General features: G+C 70.3%; 16 protein-coding genes. 6 read left to right on the forward strand and 10 right to left on the reverse strand.

Annotated elements, in window-relative coordinates; translation table 11 throughout:
- Positions 1-31 precede the first annotated feature (31 nt).
- From ABH935_RS20050 to ABH935_RS20070, 5 genes are all read right to left on the reverse strand, one after another.
- Positions 32-544 carry a pyridoxamine 5'-phosphate oxidase family protein gene (locus tag ABH935_RS20050; protein WP_370379429.1) on the reverse strand — a complete coding sequence of 171 codons (513 nt, stop codon included), beginning with the start codon at positions 542-544 and terminating at the stop codon, positions 32-34.
- A gap of 40 nt (positions 545-584) precedes the next feature.
- A complete protein-coding gene (locus ABH935_RS20055) occupies positions 585-1331 on the reverse strand; it encodes a 4'-phosphopantetheinyl transferase (RefSeq protein WP_370379430.1) in 747 nt (248 codons plus the stop codon).
- A 73-nt stretch (positions 1332-1404) separates the two neighbouring features.
- Positions 1405-2760 carry a peptidase gene (locus tag ABH935_RS20060; protein WP_370379431.1) on the reverse strand — a complete coding sequence of 452 codons (1356 nt, stop codon included), beginning with the start codon at positions 2758-2760 and terminating at the stop codon, positions 1405-1407.
- A 93-nt stretch (positions 2761-2853) separates the two neighbouring features.
- The gene (locus ABH935_RS20065; protein ID WP_370379432.1) at positions 2854-3855 is read right to left on the reverse strand and encodes an aldo/keto reductase family protein; all 1002 of its coding nucleotides are present in this window, start codon (positions 3853-3855) and stop codon (positions 2854-2856) included.
- Positions 3856-3885: 30 nt separating this feature from the next.
- Positions 3886-4437 (reverse strand): DUF3043 domain-containing protein, encoded by a 552-nt coding sequence (locus ABH935_RS20070; protein WP_370379433.1) that lies wholly within the window; start codon positions 4435-4437, stop codon positions 3886-3888.
- Positions 4438-4656: 219 nt separating this feature from the next.
- Between ABH935_RS20070 and ABH935_RS20075 the strand changes: the two genes are divergently transcribed.
- From ABH935_RS20075 to ABH935_RS20095, 5 genes are all read left to right on the forward strand, one after another.
- Positions 4657-5463: a PspA/IM30 family protein gene (locus tag ABH935_RS20075; protein WP_370379434.1), complete on the forward strand. Its 807-nt coding sequence runs from the start codon at positions 4657-4659 to the stop codon at positions 5461-5463.
- The gene (locus ABH935_RS20080; RefSeq protein WP_370379435.1) at positions 5460-5738 is read left to right on the forward strand and encodes a hypothetical protein; all 279 of its coding nucleotides are present in this window, start codon (positions 5460-5462) and stop codon (positions 5736-5738) included. The genes ABH935_RS20075 and ABH935_RS20080 overlap by 4 nt, the downstream gene beginning before the upstream one ends.
- 229 nt (positions 5739-5967) lie before the next feature.
- Entirely contained in the window at positions 5968-6900 is a 933-nt protein-coding gene (htpX, locus tag ABH935_RS20085) for a zinc metalloprotease HtpX (RefSeq protein WP_370379436.1), read from the forward strand.
- A gap of 207 nt (positions 6901-7107) precedes the next feature.
- The gene (locus ABH935_RS20090; protein ID WP_194920220.1) at positions 7108-7677 is read left to right on the forward strand and encodes a hypothetical protein; all 570 of its coding nucleotides are present in this window, start codon (positions 7108-7110) and stop codon (positions 7675-7677) included.
- Positions 7678-7839: 162 nt separating this feature from the next.
- Positions 7840-9684: an endonuclease/exonuclease/phosphatase family protein gene (locus ABH935_RS20095; RefSeq protein ID WP_370379437.1), complete on the forward strand. Its 1845-nt coding sequence runs from the start codon at positions 7840-7842 to the stop codon at positions 9682-9684.
- Positions 9685-9848: 164 nt separating this feature from the next.
- Here the strand turns inward: ABH935_RS20095 and ABH935_RS20100 are convergent, their stop codons facing one another.
- From ABH935_RS20100 to ABH935_RS20120, 5 genes are all read right to left on the reverse strand, one after another.
- Positions 9849-10460, reverse strand: a complete 612-nt coding sequence (locus ABH935_RS20100; RefSeq protein WP_370379438.1) for a DUF1707 domain-containing protein — start codon at positions 10458-10460, stop codon at positions 9849-9851.
- Between the two features lie 142 nt (positions 10461-10602).
- Positions 10603-10917, reverse strand: a complete 315-nt coding sequence (gene mihF, locus ABH935_RS20105) for an integration host factor, actinobacterial type (RefSeq protein ID WP_012786078.1) — start codon at positions 10915-10917, stop codon at positions 10603-10605.
- A 670-nt stretch (positions 10918-11587) separates the two neighbouring features.
- Positions 11588-12592, reverse strand: coding sequence for an AEC family transporter (locus ABH935_RS20110; RefSeq protein WP_370379439.1), 1005 nt, complete (start codon positions 12590-12592; stop codon positions 11588-11590).
- Between the two features lie 208 nt (positions 12593-12800).
- A complete protein-coding gene (locus ABH935_RS20115; protein WP_370379440.1) occupies positions 12801-14615 on the reverse strand; it encodes a DUF1116 domain-containing protein in 1815 nt (604 codons plus the stop codon).
- Positions 14616-14638: 23 nt separating this feature from the next.
- A complete protein-coding gene (locus ABH935_RS20120; protein WP_370379441.1) occupies positions 14639-16993 on the reverse strand; it encodes a hypothetical protein in 2355 nt (784 codons plus the stop codon).
- Between the two features lie 143 nt (positions 16994-17136).
- Here ABH935_RS20120 and ABH935_RS20125 point away from each other — a divergent pair, with 143 nt between their 5' ends.
- A complete protein-coding gene (locus ABH935_RS20125; RefSeq protein WP_370379442.1) occupies positions 17137-19212 on the forward strand; it encodes a PucR family transcriptional regulator in 2076 nt (691 codons plus the stop codon).
- The last annotated feature ends 69 nt before the right edge of the window (positions 19213-19281 follow it).

A 19281-nucleotide genomic window follows, 5' to 3' on the forward strand; every position in this document is an offset into this window, starting at 1 on the left:
AGAACGCGCGAAAAACCCCGAGCGCCGCCCCTTACCTCAGCACCCTGAGCTCCAGATAGTTACGCCGTCCGAGGTGTGGCTCGTCCACCAGCCGCAGCCGCGCCACCCGCAACCGGTACAAACTCGCCGCGCCGGTCCCCGCGAGATAAGCGGCCCGCACGTCCGGATCGCCCCCGAACGAAGGGAACCGCCCCCGGTACGCCTCGAAAGCCGCCTCGGCCTCCGTCCCGGCCACTGCCCCGCACTCCCCGCTCACCTGCATCCCCCGCAGCCCCTCGCCGAACTCCGGCGGCGGCAGCCAGATCGCCGCGGCCGCGTCCGCCCGCGCCGAGGAGTTCTGCCCGTGCCGCGTGCTCGGCTCGCTGACGAAGAAGAGGTCGAATTCACTCCCCAACGCGAAGAACGCCATGTTCGCGTGCGGGGTCCCCGCGGCGTCGGCGGTGGCCAGCGACAGGACCATGGTCCCGGCGGCGATGGCCTCGACGCTGGCGGCGATGACGGGTGAGGTCTGGTCGGTGCCTTCGAAACCCACGGAGAGCGCCACGGCCGGAACCTGCCCGGCCCGCCCGCCCGGCAAACGATCCCTAAAGGGTGACCGCGGTGAGCACGAGCCCTGATTCGATCGTCCAACGACCGGACATCTGCGTGATCGGCGCGCCGCTCTGCAAAATCCGCGCGGAGAACGTACCGGACATCGGCCCGGGCATCGTGCCGACCCCCGACACCACGCCGGCCCCGGACATCCCCTCGTCCGGCACGAAAGCCACCGACGCCTCCCCGAAGCCCAGCCACCGCCGCGCCACGGGGAACCACGCCTTGTACACCGACTCCTTCGCGCTGAACACCAACCGGTCCCACCGCACCTGCGGACGCTCCGCCGCCAGTTCCGCCAACGCCGGCATCTCGTCCGGCCGCGCGATGGTGTCGAAGACGCCCTCCGGAAGCGGCCCGTGCGGCTCGGCGTCGATCCCGAGGCCCGTGACGGTCCCGAGGCGGCTCGCGACGGCCCCAGGGCCCCCGACAGCCGCGCCACCCCCCGCCCCGACCCGAGCGACCGCCGCCGCCCGGTACCCCCGGCAGTGCGTCATGCTCCCCACGATTCCGGCCGGCCACAAAGGCTCCCGGTTCCCGCCAGTCCCGATCGCGACCGGCGGAAACCCGAGCCGGGTCAAAGCCGTCCGCGCCAGATGCCGCGTGGTGATGTACTCCATCCGCCGCTTGTCCACGGCCCGCGCGATCACCGCCTCCTCGCCGGGCATCAACACCGCGTCCTCGGGATCGCCGAAGCACTCTTCGACCTCGACCTCCGGCGGGAGCAGACTCGACAGCATGCCGCGGGTCTCCGTTCTGCGTTGCCTTGTGGCTGAATCGGCCCTCGTCGCTGAATCGACTACAACCAGGTGATCAGGTCTGCGGATTCAAGGTCAACCCGTAGTAGTTGAAGATGTCGGTGGCTTCGGTCCAGAAGACCCCCGGCGTGCCGTCCCCGGGCGTCCCGTCCGAAAGCAGCCCGCGCGCCTGCCGTACCCCGCCGGACTCCACCGCGAACATCGTGGCGCCGCTGTCCCCGCCGGCCGCGCCCCAGCCGTTGTTCACCGCGTCGCCCCACACGCCGCGAGCCGTGTACGACAACCCGGGGCAGCCGGTGCTCGGCCCGCAGTACATGTCCTGATCGGTCACCTTGATGCCGCACGGCGTCGGATGCCCCATGAAGTACGAACGCTGGCCGTCGTGGCAGACATAGTCCCCGTTGTAGGAGTACGCGAAGCTGGTCAGCCGCAGCCAGGTCGTGGTGTCCGACTCGTCGGCGTTGTTGTTCGCGCCGTCGATGGTCTCCGCGTCCCACTCCTGCACCCGAGCCGTCACGGTGCCGACGTAGTTGCCCGTCAACCCGTTGGCGTAGTCGCCCGGAGTCCCGGCCCGCGTGTAGATCTTGGTGCCGACGCCGAAGCAGTGCGCCGCGGTCACCATGATCGGGTGGTTGTCGGATTTGCGGACGGCCGGCAGCCCCGCGGTGCAGCCGTGGCCGGTGCCGCCGCCGGTGATCGCGTCGCCGCCGATGAACGGCGAGCTGTCGTCCCACTTGGAGTTCGCCCAGGACTTGGCCTGCAGCGCGTGTCCCTGCCGGTAGACGAGCGGCACGCCGAGGGACGTCGCCAGGTTCGTCGTAGACGCCGCCCGGGACCGCAGGGCCGCGGGAGCCGCCGCCGGATCGTCCACATCGAGCTCCAGCCCGGACGCGTCCGCCGCCGGCCCGACCAGATCCACGTGTACCGGCAGCTTCCCGGCGTCAGCCAGCGCTACCACCCGCTGTGCTGCGGCGTCCAGCGCGGCGTGCGTGGCGGCCGCCTTCTGGAAGCGGATCAGCGAGCCGTCGATCGTCGGGTCCACGGCCCGCGCCGCCGCGAGCACCCGAGCGGCCTGCGCGGTGTCGGTGACGTAGACGGTCACCACGTCGTGGCCCGCGTCGATAGCGAGATTGCCGTAGACATCGGCGGCGCTGCCCCGCCCGACCGCTCCCACCGCGTTCGCGACGGCGCGCAGCGGCGCCAGCCGGGCCGCCTGGGCGTCGGGGCCGAGCGCGGCGACCTGGGCGTCGGTGAGAACGGTCGCGGCGGCCGTGGTCCCGGTGGCGGCCGAGGCCATCGACGCCGACGTAGACGTCGACGCGGCCTGTGCCCCGCCGGGTATCGCGACGGCGGCGGTGAGCAATCCGGCGGCGAGTGCGCCGAACCGCACGGCTATGGGCTTGCTCCTCATGGAGGCTCCTGGCGTGATCGCGGTCGAGTCACGCCGGAGCATAGCCCCGTTGTCAGCCTTCTGACAGGCTCCCGCCGCCGTCGCGCGGCCGGGCTACGGCCGAGTCGGCGGCGACACCGTCCGCGACGGGTCCCGCACCACGTTCGACCCCAGCACCTCGTCGATCCGCTTCATCACGTCCTCCGACAGCTTCACCCCGGCCGCCTTGACGTTCTCGGTCACCTGCTCCGGACGCGAGGCCCCGATGATCGCCGCCGAGACGTTCGGGTTCTGCAACACCCACGCCACGGCCAGCTGCGCCATCGTCAGATCCACCGACTCCGCGATCGGCCGCAGCTGCTGCACCGCCTCCAGCAGCTCCCGGTTCGCGACCAGCTCGCGCATCACGTTCGCGCCGGAGTTCTCGTCGGTGGCGCGCGACCCGGCCGGCAGCTCGCCGCCGGGCAGGTACTTGCCGGTCAGGATGCCCTGCGCGATCGGGGACCAGACGATCTGGCCCACGCCCAGCTCCTCGGAGGTCGGGACCACCTCGGCCTCGATGACCCGCCACAGCATCGAGTACTGCGGCTGGCTGGAGATCAGCTGGATCTTCAGCTCGTCGGCCAGGGCCTTGGCGGCGCGGATCTCCGAGGCCTTCCACTCCGACACACCGATGTACAGCGCCTTGCCGCAGTGCACGACGTCGGCGAACGCCGTCATCGTCTCCTCCAGCGGCGTCGAATAGTCGTACCGGTGCGCCTGGTACAGGTCGACGTAGTCCGTCTGCAGCCGCTTCAGCGAGCCGTTGATCGACTCCATGATGTGCTTGCGCGACAGCCCGCGGTCGTTGCGGCCCGGGCCGGTCGGCCAGAAGACCTTCGTGAAGATCTCCAGCCCCTCGCGCCGCTCGCCCTTGAGCGCCCGGCCCATCACGGCCTCGGCCCGGGTCCCGGCGTACACGTCGGCCGTGTCGTACGTGGTGATCCCCGCGTCGAGCGCGGCGCGCACACAGGCCAGCGCCGCGTCCTCCTCCACCTGCGAACCGTGGGTGATCCAGTTGCCGTAGGCGATCTCGCTGATGATCAGGCCGGAGCGGCCGAGATGACGGAATTCCATGGTCGTCAGCCTACGACTCCGGCTGGAGGCCTAGAACTTCTCGCCGCGCTTCAACCGCGGCTTGGGCAGCCGCCACTTGCGGAACTGCATCGAACGCATGAGCGAGTACCAGCCCAGGCGGCCCAGGTCGGCGTCGGGGAAGCGCTTGTGCGCCTCCTTCTTCACCCCGCGCACCAGCAGCACCGAGTCGAACACGATGGCCACCAGCATCACCAGCCACAGCACCACCGACAGCAGCGCCACCGAGGGGACCGAGGCCACCACGAACAGCAGTACGGCGAAGATGATGAAGAACTCGGCGATCCGGAAGCGGGAGTCGACGTAGTCGCGGGCGAACGCCTTCACCGGCCCGCCGTGCTGCCGTTCGGTGGCCGCGTCGAAGTCGCGCTGGCGCGCCTGGCGCTTGGCCTTCTTCGGATCGGAGCTGATGCCGGACAGCCGCTGCTTGCGGGCCAGCTCGGCCTCGCGGCGGGTGGGCGTGGGACGGCCCTTGGCGGCCCGTGCCTCGTCCAGAGCGGAGTTCGACTCCTGCTCGGACGTGGCCTGGTCGGCCTCATCGGTGGATTTCTGCTTCCGGAACACGGGAAGACTCTAAGGCCACGGCTCCGCGACCACGAAGCCACGGTCCGGACCCATGACGTTTCACACGGCGAAGCCATGGCCTTCAGTAGGTGCCGAGAAGGGGTGGCGGGCCGTATGGTAAGTCCTGACCAGGACCACAAAGTTGGACGACATTCACCACGATCCGCACGCGGACCGGAGTCGGCCACACGAGGACGTGAAGGGGGCGCGGCAGAGCCCATGGCTGGCGTCATGAAGCGCATGAAGTTGATCTTCCAGGCCAAGGCCAACAAGGCGCTGGACAAGTACGAGGACCCGCGCGAGACGCTCGACCTTTCGTACCAGAAGCAGCTGGAACTGCTGCAGAAGGTGCGCCGGGGCGTCGCCGACGTGGCCACCTCGCGAAAGCGCCTGGAGCTGCAGATGAAGCAGCTGCAGGACCAGTCCGACAAGCACGAGACCCAGGCCCGCCGGGCTCTGGAGGTCGGCCGCGAGGACCTGGCCCGCGAGGCCCTGTCCCGCCGCGGCGGCATCCAGCAGCAGATCACGGACCTGCAGACCCAGTACGCGCAGCTGCAGACCGAGGAGGAGAAGCTCACCCGGGCCTCCCAGTCGCTGCAGGCCAAGGTCGACGCCTTCCGCACCAAGAAGGAGACGATCAAGGCCACCTACACCGCCGCCGAGGCGACCACCCGGATCGGCGAGGCCTTCTCCGGCATCTCCGAGGAGATGTCCGACGTCGGCATGGCGATCCAGCGCGCCGAGGACAAGACCCTGCAGCTGCAGGCCCGCGGTTCGGCGATCGACGAGCTGCTCGCCTCCGGCGCGCTCAACGACCCGACCGGCATGGCCAAGGACGACATCACCACCGAGCTGGAGCGCCTGTCGACCGGCTCGGACGTCGACAACCAGCTGGAGGCCATGAAGCGGGAGCTGGCCGGCGGTCCGTCGGCCAAGCAGCTGGAAGCCGGGCACCCGGTCGGCAATGCCTCCAACAGCGACGTCACCGACGCCGAGGAGGTCCGCAAGGAGGGAGGGGCGCGATGATCGTCCGCATTCTCACCGAAGGTCAGCTGGAGGTCCCGGACAGCTCGATCGACGAGCTGAACGCCCTGGACACCAAGGTCCTGGAGACCTGCCAGGCCAAGGACGAGGCGGCGTTCCGGCTGGCGCTGGACACGCTGCTGGAGCGGGTGCGCGAGATCGGCACGCCGATCCCGCTGGACCGGCTCGTGGAGAGCGACTTCGTGCTCCCCATGGCCGACTCCACCCTGGACGAGGTCGAGGCGATGATGTCCGAGGAAGGGCTCATCCCCGGCTGAGGCCCGGCCACCCGAGCCATCCGTACCCCGTACGGACGCACCCCCGCTGGTCCCCGACTACCGCCGCACCGCCACACCGGTCACACCGGTCACGGTGTGGCGGTAGTCTCTTTCGCTGCGCGAACGGTCCCGCCCGGGAACCTCCGGAGGATTCCCGGCGTTGCTCCGATTGACAGGTTGATATCCGCCCCCAGGTTGAACAACCAGGTTGAACAGGGAGAGACCACCAGTGGCAAGGACCCGTTTCGCGCCGGACCGGCAGCTGACATCGCGGATGGTCATCGTGATGTTCCTGCTCGGCCTGGTCTACGTCGCCGCCATCGGCGTCGCGGTGGCCCTCGCGCCCAAGGGCCTGCTGCCGATCCTCATCATCGTCATCGGCGGTTTCTTCTTCGCGCAGTGGTTCTTGTCCGACAAGATCGCGCTGTTCTCGATGAACGCCAAGCTCGTCCAGCCGAACGACTCCGCCGAGGCGCACCGGCTGCACGCCGTGCTGGACCGGCTGTGCGCGCTGGCCGACATGCCCAAGCCGCGAGTCGGCCTGGTGGACACCGACGTCCCCAACGCCTTCGCCGCCGGCCGCAGCCAGAAGAACACCGTGGTCTGCGCGACCACCGGCCTGATGCGCAAGCTCCCGGACGACCGCGAGCTGGAGGCCGTGCTCGCGCACGAGCTCTCGCACGTCGCGCACAAGGACGTCGCGGTGATGACCATCGCCTCGTTCCTGGGCATCCTGTCCGGTCTGATCACCCGCATCACCTTCGAGATGGGGCTCTGGGGCGGCTTCTCCGACCGCGGCCGGGACGACGAGGAGAGCCCGGCGGCCGTGCTGTTCTTCGTGATGCTCGTCTCCGGACTGACCTACATGCTGTCCTTCCTGCTGATCCGCGGCCTGTCCCGCTACCGGGAGCTCGCCGCCGACCGCTCCGGGGCGCTGCTCACCGGCAACCCGTCGGCGATGAGCAACGCGCTGGGCCGGATCACCGGCGACATGGCCATGATCCCGACCCAGGACCTGCGCAAGCAGCAGGCCTTCAACGCCTTCTTCTTCACCCCGGCGATCAAGGGCGCCAGCGTCGCGAACCTGTTCGCCACGCACCCGACCCTGCAGGTCCGCCAGGAGAAGCTGGCGAAGCTGGCGGTCGAGATCGGCCGCGGCTGAGCCGTCGTCAGTACCCGCACAACCCCCGCGCCTGTCGGACCCGAGCTTTCCACGATGCGAGCCGTATGCGTCCGACAGGCGTCGCGATCGCTCGTGCCGGGAAGGATCCGGATTAGTCACGGGGATCTGCACAAGACGATCACGATAAGCGAACGGACCGCGGGACCTCCCGCAGCGACCCTCGTCAGATAAGGCAAGCTGGTAGCCATGGGATTCCTGGACACGCTGCTCGGTCGGACCAAGCCGGTCAAGCCGGACCTCGACCAGCTCTTCGGCCTGCCGTCGGCGGCCCTGACTCTGCAGGCGGCGACCAACTTCCGTCCCACGGGCCTGGGCTCGGTCTGCTTCAAGCGCGCCGAGGGGCGGGCCTTCGACGACGTCGAGTCGGACATCACCACGCTCCTGGCGGCCGGCAACGGCCCCAAGGTCGAGGCGCGCGACGACTCCTACGGCTACACCTGGCTGGTCTCGCACCACGAACCGGACGACACCGCCGGTCTGGTGACCGACCTGCACGCGGTGAACAGCTCCCTGCAGGACACCGGCTTCGGCCCGCAGCTGCTGTGCTCCCTAGTGTCTTTCACCGACGACCGGGACCGCCGCCTGGCCCTGGTGTACCTCTACAAGCGCGGCACGTTCTACCCCTTCGCCCCGCAGGCCGGCGAGCAGCGCGACGGTGCGCTGGAACTGCAGATCAAGGCCATGCTGGGAAACGACCTGCGCCTGGAGTCGGACCTGAGCCGCTGGTTCCCGGTCTGGGGTGCCCCCGGCCTCTGAGCGAAACCGGGTTGGCCGTCTCAGGAAGTTGTGACACGGTTGTTGCTCTAGTCACCGGACCGTGACCGAACGACTCGTCCGTTGGTAGTAACCTTTGCGCGTGCACGCTGCTCGGCGCGCGCGGAACGGTCGGGTCTGGTCACGGCGAGTGGACGAGAAGACTTGCGTTTCGATCAACTTCAGGCTGGTTCGGCCGGATCCGACGTGCGCGCGGACGGCCCGGACGGCGAGGGGCCGATAGGCCAGGGGGCGGCTGTGGAGGCTTCTGGGGACGGCGGCGCGGAGAACGCGGCCGACGGTACTCCGGGCGCCGACGGTGCGGCCCCCGCGGACGACTCCGCGATATCCACCTCCAACGAGCAGACACCGCCGGCCAACGGCACGAGTGCCCCGGCTCCGCAGAACACTGCGGTGGCCGTCGCGGCGCCGGTGTTCGCCATCAGTGACATCATCCGTTCCGCGGCCGATCAGGCTTCGGCCACGTGGAAGTCCGCGGCGGTGCCGACGCAGCGGCGAGAGAGCCCTGCGACGCCGTTCCGGGGGGTCGCTACTCCGAGTGCTCCCGCTGCTCCGGGCACTCCGACTGCTGCGGGTCTTCCTGCTCCGGTCGCGCCCGCGAAGCCGGATCCTGCGCCAGGTGCTTCTTCACCGACCGACGCTGCTGCGGCTTCGCCTGCTTCGGCAGGGCAAACCGGTGCCGCAGCTCTGCCTGCTTGGGCGGCGGCGAGCGCGGCCGGGTCTCGCGCGCGGGCCGGGCAAACCAGCGCTGCGGCTTCGCCCGCTGCATTCCTGGCCCAGCCCACCATTGTTTCGCCCGCCCCGGCATCGTCGAGCCCTGCGCCGACGGCCTTCCCGGCGACCTCGGCGACCCGCGCAATCTCCGCGGGCCCCGACGAGACCCCGACCGTCATCGGCCCGATCGTCACCTCCGAGCCCGCCGAACCGGCGCCTCCCGCGCCCCCGGCCTTCGCCGGCTCCCAGGACCCCGAGGAGCACGAGCCGCACTGGCGCCGAGCCCGCCGCCAACTGGCCCTGCTGACCGTCATCATCAGCGTCCTGGTCCTCGCAGTCCTGCTCGGCCACCGTTTCCTCCCCGAGTTCATGGGCATCGGCTCGCTGGTCGACACCTTCCTGCCCTGGACCGTCGCCCCGCTCGTGCTGGCCCTGCCGGTGGCCCTGCTCAGCCTGAAGAAGTGGGCGATCGGCATCAGCCTGCTGACCTGCGCGGTCTGGGCCGGCGACTTCGGCCCGACCCTGATGCGCACCGGCGGTTCGGGCCCGGCGGACATCAGGATCCTCAGCCAGAACGTCTCCGCCGGCGACAACACCACCCCCGATCTGACCGGCATCGCCCAACTGGCCCAGCAGCGCGGCGCCGACATCGTCGTGCTGCAGGGCATGGCGAAGAACGTCCAGCTCGCCGACCAGGCCGCGCCGGCCCGCTACAGGTACCACCTGGCGATGTACGAGTTCGTGGTCTGGTCGACCTTCAAGATCGACTCCAGCCAGCCGGTGGACCTGACCGGCAGCCGTCCCTCCGGGGGGAGCCAGTCCGGCGCCGCCGACAGCAGCTCCGCCGGCGAGTTCAGCGGGCTGCTGCAGTTCACCGTGGACGTCGGCCAGGGCCGGAACGTCACCGTCTACGCCGTGCACCTGCCGCAGCCCTCGCTCTCGCACGACGGCTTCGGCGTGGCCCGCGGCGACGCGCTGGAGCAGCTGGTCGACGACGTGCAGGCGGAGAAGTCGCCGAACCTGATAGTGGTGGGCGACCTGGACGTGGCGCAGACCGACCGGGAGATCCGGCCGCTGATGGGCTCCGGCACCGGCCTGGTGTCGGCGCAGGCCAAGGCCGGGACCGGGTTCGGGTTCACGTGGCCGGCGAAGTTCCCGGTGGTCCGGCTGGACGACGTGCTGTCCCGCGGGCTCACGCCGGTCGCCAGCGCCGTCCTGCCGGCCGTGGGGCCCAAACAGGCACACCGGCCGATCGAGGCGGACTTGAAGTTCTGAGCGAGTTGCTCCGAGCAAGATTTTCTGCGCGGCAGCCGGGGGATTAAGGGTTGTCCCTTAATTCTTGAGGTCCGCTGAGGTTTTCTGAGCTTGCGAAGCCTTTGTCGCCGGGTTGAGCAGGCCTTGCGGTGGCACGGCCATGGTGCTGCGACGTGCGGTCAGCGTCAGCGCGCCGGGCGTCGCCGCCGGGCCCGCCGCTCGATGAGCTTGCCGTATTTCAGGGTGCCGACGATCTCGATCCGCAGCGGCCGCGTGTCCTGCTCGACCTCGTCGCGGCGTCGCCGGTCCCCGCGCCTCCGGACCTTGGAGAAGGCCAGCGTCAGGCCGTCGATGTCGAGTTCGACCCCGGCTCCCGCGACGATGATCAGCTTGCCCAGCCGCATGTCCGCGTCGATCCGCAGGGTGTCGCGGCTGATGACGGCGTCGCTGAAGTCCAGGACGACGTCGCACATCTTGGGTCGCAGCTCGATGCGCCCGGGGACCACCCACGCCCCGGTGCGGACGAACTGCCCGCCCTTCTGCTCGATGACGAGCACGTCCTTCGACGGCGGCGCGGCACCCTGGCCGAGCCCGTAGCCGGCGCCGGTGTCCGGGGCGCTGGGCAGGTCGGAAGTGAGCTCCGCCAGCTCCCCGAGGGTGCGCGAGGTGAGCGCGGCCTCCAGCCGGGCGTCGAGCTCCTCGGCGGACAGCCGGCCGTCTCCGGCGGCGATCCGCAGCGTCTCCACGACCCGGTCCCGGTCCGCGTGCGAGGCTCGCAGCTCGGGCTGGTCAGTCATGCGTCCCACGCTAGCCCAGAAGCGCCCTGCGGCGCCTCATCCGGCTCTCCCGGCCCGGCATTGCCGGCCGTCCCCTGTCCGGGGACGGCCGGCTGCGCCGTGGCGAGATCGCCCGGATTCGCGTCCGGTTCGACCTGGCGGATCAGGCGGTGGCGGCGAGCAGCGCCTGGCGCTGACGGTCGCCGAGGCCGCCGATACGGCGGTTCTCGTCGATCTCGGCGTCCGCCATCAGCTTGGCCGCCTTGGCCGGGCCGTAGCCCGGCAGCGCCTTGATGAGGGCGGTCACCTTCGTCTTCTTGACCATCTCCTCGCCCTTGGCCGCCCGGTCGAGCACCGCCTTCAGGGACAGCTTCCCGGCCTTGACGTCGGCCAGCATCTCCGAACGGGCACGGCGCACCTCCCCGGCCTTGGCCAGAGCGGCCGCGCGCTGCTCGGGGGTCAGTGTCGGAAGAGCCATGGAACTTCTCCTTGCCTAGTACGGTCACGGCCCGCGACGGCGCCGGAGCCGTGGCCCATAATGGCGGATCCCGGCGACAGATCACAGCTCAGGGGTGGGGGAACCACCCCATGTCGGCCGAGGTGAGGCCGTTCGAGGCCGGCTGAGGGGCCCCCGAATCGGGCGAAAGCGTCCCAATGGCGACCAACGCGCGGGTGATCTGCGGCACAACGGCGATTGACCCGAACGAGGCACGCGCCCGGCGCCCGGCGGGTAGCCGGAACCGCGCTGGGGCGTTGCGGGCCCGCGCGACACGGGCCCCGCGCCGGGCGCTCGCCAAGCACGCGAATGCCTCCGAGCCCTGCGAAAGGGGCAAGCCGAGCATTCCGGTCGCCCGAGTCGCGACACCGTCACGCACCGGAACCCGCGCCCCGAACGCCCGACGGCGCCCCGTTCCGCGCCTTCTGGGGCCTCGCTGAGGGGCCTGAGACACCTGCCGAGTGTTTCTGGCCGGGGGAGGGGTCGGAAGGCTCTGCGGCGCGTCGGGGCGGCCCGGGGTTCGAGGGGGTTCGCGGGATGTTCCCGCGACGATCTGGTGGCGTAAATACGACGATTGGCCGGTGCTGAGGCATTCACCCGAACCGGTGATGCGCGCCGCCTCGCGCGACGGCCGGGCGGGCTATTCCGCTGATCACTTCAAGAGGGCGGCAGCGGTCCAGAGGCCTGCCATGGACGCGACTGTGGAGAAGATCACGGCGTTGCGCGCGAAGACGGTGTCGAGGGCGTATTCGCTGGCGTAGATGAAGACGTTCTGGGCTGTGGGGAGGGCGGCGCAGAGGGTGACGGCGAGAACGTCGTGGGCCGGGAGGTTGAGGACGTAATGCGCGAGGACGTATGCGAGGACCGGTTGGAAGGCCGTCTTCAGGGCGATCGACGCGATAGTTTCGGTAATGACCGACTTCTTGCTTCTTATGAATTTAGCCTGATTCGCAGTGTCCAGCGCCTCTGCTCTCCCCGTACTCTTACCGGCCCTCTTACCGGCGCCCTTGCCAGCGTGCAGCGACATCCCCAGCGTGATCAGCGCCACCGGCACAGCAGCACCGCCGAGCAGGCTCAGCGCGCTGCTCACGTCCACCGGAACGTGGAAGTGAGTCGCCGACACCAACGCCCCGAACGCCGACGCGATGATGATCGGATTGTGTACCGGCAGCATGGCTATGCCCCGCAACCGCTGCCGCAGCCCTGGCGCGGGACCGTCACTCAGGCCCATGAGCGTCAGCACGATCGGCGTCACGAGCACGGTGTTGAACAGGATCACGGTCGACAGGAAGACGGCGTTGCCCAGCACCTGGATCGCCACCGGGATGCCCAGATTGGCGGAGTTGACGTACCCGGACGCCATCGCGACCACCGCCCCGTTGGGGACGTCACGCCCGAACACCCGCGTGCCCATCGCCAGCCCGAGCCCGCAGGCCACCAGCGAGCTGATGCCGAACGCCACGATCGAGGTGTTCGCCAGGGCGTGCAGATCAGCCTTCGCCAGCATCCCGAACAGCGAGGCCGGCATCGCCACCCGGAAGACGAAGCGCCCCAGCACCGCCTCCACATCGGCGGACGCCGCCCCCACCAGATCGAACCGCGCGGTGAGGTAGCCGAGCGCGGTCAGCAACCAGATGGGTATGAAGGCGTTGAGCACGGCGCCACCGTACCGGGACGCCGTCGCGCAGTTGCGGCGGGTGCGGTAGGGAGCGCGGGCGGGGTGTGGGTGCTACGTTTTCGGGTGATTTGGCGGTGGCTGGCGGCTCGGGGCTATCTCGACACTCCATCCGCGTGCGCCGGTTTCCCGCGCGCATCTAGGAGTGGTCCCACCACCACATCCGCCGCTTCGCTATCCGAGCGGTAGTTCACCATCCAGGCGCCAGTTCGGCATCCGTACGCGCCGGTTCCCTCTCAGCCCGCACCGTTTCCTCTTCCGCCGGTGCCTGCTTCTCTTCTGTTTTCTTGTCTGTTTTTTCTTCTGCCCGTGCCAGTTCCGCCAATGCCCCGAGCGCTTGCGTGAAGCACTCCATCGGCGGCGTCACCAACCCGGCCCCGACCTGCCCGGTCCCCGCCACCCGCCCGGCCATCCCGGTGTTGATCTGCGGCAGCACCCCGGTCCGCACCACCCGGCTGACATCGATCGCGGTCGGCGTCCCCCGGAAGTCGAGCGCCGGCACCGTGAACGCGGGGTTCTCGCCGAGCGTGATCTCGTACATCAGCCGCGTGGTCGCCACCGCACTAGCGGCCGTCCCCCCGACCAACCGCGCGATCGCCGGTGCGGCGGCCATGGCGAACCCCCCGACCCCCGCCGTCTCGGTGATGGCGGAGTCCCCGATATCCGGATTGGCATCCTCAGCGCCATACCCGGCAAGAAAAAGCCCCTCAGGCGTATTCGCCGGCGCGGTGAACCACCGATCCCCGGTCCCCGAGGTCTGAATCCCGAAGTCGGTCCCGTTCCGCGCCATCACAGTCACCACCGTGCTGCCCGGCACTCCCGCCGCAGCCTGCGCCGCAAGCTTGCACGCGGGCATCACGAGGTTGAGGAAGAAGTGATCGTTCCCGGAAACGAAACGCACGACCTCGGCCAACTCCCGCGCATCCTCCCCGTTCTCAATCATCGAAGGCAACAACTCCCGCAGCAGCATGAGCGTCCCCGCCCGATTCCGGTTGTGCCCCTCATCACCCATGTGCAGCATCTGAGCAACGATCGCCTTCACATCCACCACCCCCCGCCGCCGCACAGCCCGCTGCAACACCGGCCCAAGAACAGAAGACATCCACCGCAACCGCACAACGACCTCAGGCCCGAAAGCGCCATACCGCAGCACCTTGCCAAGCCCCTCATTCAGGCTGCACCAAGCGGCACCCCCCGAAACCGGATCCCGCAGCTCGAAGAGCCACATACTCGGCGACACGACGCCCGCCATCGGCCCCACCCCGCCGCGATGGTGGCACGGCGCCAGCTCGGGTGCGGTGGTTCCGGCGGCGGCGCTGTCTCCATGGCCGCCGCCGTTCTCGCCCCCGCGCCCTCCACCGCTGCGGCCTTCAAGGCCGTCGCGACCGCCGCCGCCAGCAGGACTGCTGCTGATGCCGCCGCCGTGGTTTTCGTCACGGTCGCGACCGCCGCCGCCAGCAGGACTATCGCTGCTTCTGTTGCCGCTGCCGCCGCCCTCGCGCGCGTCGTCACTAGTTCTAGTTCTAGTTCTAGTTCCGGTCCCGGCGAACCAGGCCTCAGCCTCGTCCGGCGTCTTCACCAGCCCCTCGAACAGAGCCGCCCCGATCAGCGCACCCCGCAACGGCCCCGAAGCCCGCTCCCACCCGATCGGCGGCCCCGCATGCAGAAACTGCCCCGGCACCAGCCCGAGCACCTCCCGCGCCGGCCGCACATCCACCAACTCGGCCCCCGCCGCCAGCATCCGCCGCACGGCCAGCGCATTGGCCGCACCCCGCCGCCGATCCAGCGCGACATCGGCGAGGTCGCCCTCAGTCCCCACCGGCGGCGGCCGCCAGTCGACCCGCGTCACCGCCACCCCCTGCGCCACAAGATCGTCGGCGAACCCCGCGACACCAGCCGCGACAACATGCGTAGGAGCAAGCCGCGCAACCGGCGGAGCAGACTCGGCGCCGTCGGACACACCGCCGTCAGGCATCGCGGACCCAGATTCTTCGAGCAATGACATCGACGTCCTGCCAGTCGTAGCGATCAGTGACGATCAACAGCCCCACCCGGCACCCCACCCCGTGCCAAAACCGCGGCCGCCCCCGCAGCCTCAGCATTCGACAAGAAGACCCAAGCCCCAGCCCCCGCCAACACCTCCGCCTGCCCCACCAACCCCTGCGGATCCCCACCCGTCCCACACAACGAAACAACCACCGCCACCTCCGGCCGCACCCCCCGCACCCCGGCAACCGCCGCAGCAACCTCCCGCGCCGGATCCGCATGCGCCCCCCGCCCCAACACCACATCCAGCAGCAGCACCCCCACCCGCGCATCCCCACCCGCATCCGCGACAGCCCGCAACCGCAGCGTGTTGTCGATCATCGGATGCGGCCGCCCGCGGGTGTAGGCGTCATCACCGAAGTCGGTGAGGTCGAACGCGACGGCAGCGCGGTTCGAATCTGCGGCAGCCGTGTGCGCGGCGGCCGCGCTGGCGAGAGTGCCCGTGTCCGCAGCGTGCGTATGCACCGTCTCGGTCTGGTCAGCGTCAGCTGTGCCGATCGCACTTGTGCTCCTGGCACGCGTCCGCCCAGCCCCCGTCTTGTCAGCGGCAATCGTGCGTGCGGCGGCCGCGCCGGCGGGGCTGTCCGTGTTCGCGGCGTGCGTATGCGCGGTCTCAGTCTGGGCAGCGTCAGCTGTGCCGACCGCACTTGTGCTCTTGGCGTGCGTCCGCCCGACCCCCGTCTCGTCAGCGGCAGCCGTGCGCGCGGCGACCGCGCCGTGCGCATCGTCGGCGGCGTGAGTCGTGTCGGTCTGTTTAGTGTCAGCGGTGCCGAGCGCACTGCCGACGACCCCGGTGTGGGTGTCGACCCCGGCCAGATCAGCGTGAGCAGCGTTGACTGCATGGCCGGCGCTCGTGGCGTGCGTCCGCCCAGCCCCCGCTGCGTCAGCCGCAGCCGTGAGTGCAGCGCCCACGCTGGCGCAGCCGTCAATGTCCGGCGTGCGTGTTTGCGTGAACGCGGCCTCGGTCTGGCTGGCGGCAGCCGTGGGTGCGGCGGCCGTGCCGTGCACATCGTCCGCGGCGTGCGTGCGCATGGCCTCGGTCTGGCCAGCGTCAGCCGCGCCGAGTGCTCCGTCAGCGTCGGCGGCGGGCGTTGGCAGTCTTCCGCTTTCCCCTTCCCCCCACCCACCCGAAGCCTGCCAGTCGATCTTCCGCGCACCGCCGCGCAGCAGCACAGCCTCAGCCTCCGCGCGCAGCGTGCCGCCGCTGAACAGGCCGCGGATCGTGGCGGCGCGGGTGCTGGTGTGGGCGCGGGTCGGCGCCGCGCCGGGCGTGGTGTCCTCCTCGCTGGGTGTCGTGGGTGTCGTGGTTGGGGGCCAGTGGGGCCATTGCGGGGGCGCTGCCTGGCCGAGGGCGGTGAGGATCCGTTCCGCCGACTCGGTCAGGGTGGGGTGGTCGGGGCCTACGAAGGCGAAGTGGACGGGTTTGGGGAGCGTTGCCGCGTGGGCTTTGATGCGGGCGGCGATGGTGGGGTGCGGTGGTTTGGAGACCACCGTGATGAGTTCTGTTTCCGGGTCTTCCGCGAGTGCTGTCAGCGCTGCCAGGGTCGAGCGGCCCGCCACCTGTTCGGTCAGGTCGCGGCCGCCCACGCCGAGGCAGTGGCGGATGCCGGCGCCTGCCGCGTCGAGGAGGGCCATCAGTTCCTGGGCTCCGGTGCCGGAGGCCGCTACGAGGCTGATGGGGCCCGGGCGGGTCACGTTCGCAAAGCCCAGGCCGGTTCCGTGGAGGACGACGGTGCCGCAGTCGGGGCCCATGACCAGCAGGCCGCGTCGTCGTGCTTCATCCTTGAGTCGTACTTCGTACTCAATAGGGATGTTATCGCTGAAAATGATCGGTGATGCGCCGTATTCCAATGATTCCATGGCCTCTGTGACGGAGGCAAGTCCGGGCGTGGAGATCAGGGTGATGGGTGCACTCGTTCGGCCTAGCGCGCCGGCCGTGGTGCGGGGGGCCGGGTTGCCGGGCTGGTCGGGGTGCGGATGTCCGGGGGCTGTGATGGAGCCACCGGGCTGCGATGCGGAGGCGGCAGCCGGAGTGAGCGAGGCGGTCAGGGCTTCCAGCGCCGCCGACTCCGAGGGTGCGGAAGCGCAGGTGAAGGCCACAATGAGGTCGGCCGGTCCAACGTCGGCCAGCGCCGCGTACCCCAGTTCCGACAGCAGCGCGACGTTCAGCTCCGTCGCCATCGCCACCAGCACGCGCTCCGCGCCCGCGACCCCGGCGACCGCGCGTCCGGCGAGCATCAGCGTCACCGAGTCGTGGTACTCCCCGCGCCGCACTTCGACGTGCTCGACCGCCGCGCCTTCGACCGCTCCGCCTCCCACTGGCACCGACACCGGCATCGATCCTTTCCGCGAGGGCCTGTCGCGACGCTAGACCTCGGGGCTACTGTCCGGGCATGGGCAATCCTGACAAGGACGGCGCCAGAGCTTCGCAGATATCCACATCGCCAAGCGAGGCGGCCAAGGCGAATGGGGGACAGCGCATGACACAGCCGACAGAACCGACACGGCGGACGGAGACGACGGAACTGGGTTCGGGCGCGGCCCCAAGGTCGCGAAGCTCCGAGACCGGGACGGGGACAGAAGCCGAGACCGGAGCCGAGACCGGAGCCGAGACCGGATCCGTCGAAGCCGGTGAATCGAAGGCGACCACCGCAGCGACCACCGCAGCGACCCCCACTCCCACCACCATAGGCCTCACCGTCACCCAAGCCCTGGCCCTCCCCGCCCTGGCCGGCGCCCGCATCGTCGCCGGCCACGCCGGCCACGACCGCGTCGTGGAACGCGTCAACGTGATGGAGGTCCCCGACATCCTCCCCTGGGTCAAACCCAAGGAGCTCCTCCTCACCACCGGCTACCCCCTGCGCCACTCGCCCTCGCCGCTCACCGACCTGATCGGCGACCTCGACCGCGCGGGCCTGTCCGCCATCGCCATCAAGCCGCACCGCTACCTCGGCGACCTCCCGCCCGAGCTCCTCGCCGCCGCCGACGCGCTCGGCTTCCCGGTGATCGAGCTCCCCGAGGGTGTGGCCTTCGACGACATCCTCACCGACGTCCTGTCCGACGTCCTCGACCGCCAGTCCGCCGTCCTGGCCCGCGCCGACCACGTCCACCGCACGCTGGCCCAGATCGCGCTGGAGGGCGGCGGCCTGGCCGAGCTCGCCGCCGAGCTGGCGAACCTGCTCGGCGGCCCGGTCCTGGTCACCACGCCCGACGGCCGCGTGCTGGCCGAGCACGGCGCCGACGCCGTCCGCCACCTGCCCTGCTTCGACGCCGCCCCCGGCCCCGACGCGGACCACCGGCTGCGCACCGAGGCCGAGCAGCCCGGCCTGACCGCGCACCACGGCACGCAGCACGCGCTGGTCCCGATCGTCGCCGGACGCGTCGACCACGGCCGGCTGGTCGCCTTCGCCGGACGCCGCGCGTTCGACGCCTCCGACGTCGCAGCGCTCGAACGCGCCGCCACAGTCGCCGCGCTGTCCGTGGTCAAGCAGCTGGCGGTGGCCGCGGTCGAGGACAAGTACCGCGCCGACTTCCTCCGGGACCTGTTGACCGGACGCCTGGAGGACCTGCAGTCCGCCGCCACCCACGCCGCGACGCTCGGCTGGGACATCAGCCCGGGACGCGCACCAGCCGGCCGCCCCCAGAACGGCACCAGGGCGACAGGACTATCAGGACTATCAGGACTATACGGAGCGGCCGCCACCAGCGGATCCGGCGCGGTCGCTGCTCAGACCTCTGTCAGCGACTCCATCGCGACTCTCGCCGGCGCCGCGACGCAGGCCGCCACCGACGAGACCACCAACGCCGTCGGCCGCAACACCCCCGGCTCCACACCTCAAGCTCCCGCCCCCCGCCCCACCCCCCACCTCATCGTCCTGGTAGCCGAACTAGACCCCGGCCAGTCCGTCCTCCCCGCCTCCCAACACGCCCTCCGCCCCGCCCGCGAACGCTTCGCCGCCGCCTGGCAAACCGTCGTCGCCGCCCGCGACCGCACCAACCCCGTGGCCGGCTTCAACCAGGAAGTCGTCGTCGTCCTCAAAACCGGCGACGACCCCGACCCCCTCGTCAAAAGCCTCATCGCCGAGGTCTCCGGCACCGGCGGAGGCGGCCGCCGCACCTTCTCCACCGGCGTCTCCCGCCGCGTGGCAGGCGTTGCCGACCTTCCCGCCGCCTACGAGGAGGCGCGCCGCGCGGTCCGCATCGGCCGCCGACTCAACGGCCCCGGCTCCGTCGCCCACTTCGACGCCCTCGGCGTCTACCGCCTGCTCTCCCTGGTCCCCGACCCCGACGAACTCCGCGACTTCGCCCGCCAAACACTCAAGGGCCTGGCCGCCGACGGCGACCCGGACGCCGAGGACCTGCGCACCACGCTGGAAGTCCTCCTCGACACCAATCTGAACGTCGCCGAGGCCGCCCGCCGCCTGCACTTCCACTACAACACCCTGCGATACCGCATCGGCAAGATCGAGCGCCTCGTCGGGCCGTTCATGGAACGCCCCGATCTCCGTCTCGACCTTTCGGTCGCTCTCCGTATCCTCCACATGCGAGGACTGTGAACCTCACAACCGTGCGACCTGCGAAAGAGGTAACCAGAGGGTACTTGTGACCCCGGTCACACCGTGGCT

The organism is Catenulispora sp. GAS73 (assembly GCF_041262085.1).
GTDB lineage: Bacteria > Actinomycetota > Actinomycetes > Streptomycetales > Catenulisporaceae > Catenulispora.

Bases quoted from the DNA above. Each gene is read 5' to 3' on its own strand.
- ABH935_RS20060 (WP_370379431.1), bottom strand. From the start codon at position 2,760: ATGAGGAGCAAGCCCATAGCCGTGCGGTTCGGCGCACTCGCCGCCGGA.
- mihF (WP_012786078.1), bottom strand. From the start codon at position 10,917: ATGGCTCTTCCGACACTGACCCCCGAGCAGCGCGCGGCCGCTCTGGCC.
- ABH935_RS20100 (WP_370379438.1), bottom strand. From the start codon at position 10,460: ATGACTGACCAGCCCGAGCTGCGAGCCTCGCACGCGGACCGGGACCGG.
- ABH935_RS20115 (WP_370379440.1), bottom strand. From the start codon at position 14,615: ATGTCATTGCTCGAAGAATCTGGGTCCGCGATGCCTGACGGCGGTGTG.
- ABH935_RS20080 (WP_370379435.1), top strand. From the start codon at position 5,460: ATGATCGTCCGCATTCTCACCGAAGGTCAGCTGGAGGTCCCGGACAGC.
- ABH935_RS20075 (WP_370379434.1), top strand. From the start codon at position 4,657: ATGGCTGGCGTCATGAAGCGCATGAAGTTGATCTTCCAGGCCAAGGCC.
- ABH935_RS20090 (WP_194920220.1), top strand. From the start codon at position 7,108: ATGGGATTCCTGGACACGCTGCTCGGTCGGACCAAGCCGGTCAAGCCG.
- ABH935_RS20120 (WP_370379441.1), bottom strand. From the start codon at position 16,993: ATGCCGGTGTCGGTGCCAGTGGGAGGCGGAGCGGTCGAAGGCGCGGCG.
- ABH935_RS20055 (WP_370379430.1), bottom strand. From the start codon at position 1,331: ATGCTGTCGAGTCTGCTCCCGCCGGAGGTCGAGGTCGAAGAGTGCTTC.
- ABH935_RS20065 (WP_370379432.1), bottom strand. From the start codon at position 3,855: ATGGAATTCCGTCATCTCGGCCGCTCCGGCCTGATCATCAGCGAGATC.
- ABH935_RS20125 (WP_370379442.1), top strand. From the start codon at position 17,137: ATGACACAGCCGACAGAACCGACACGGCGGACGGAGACGACGGAACTG.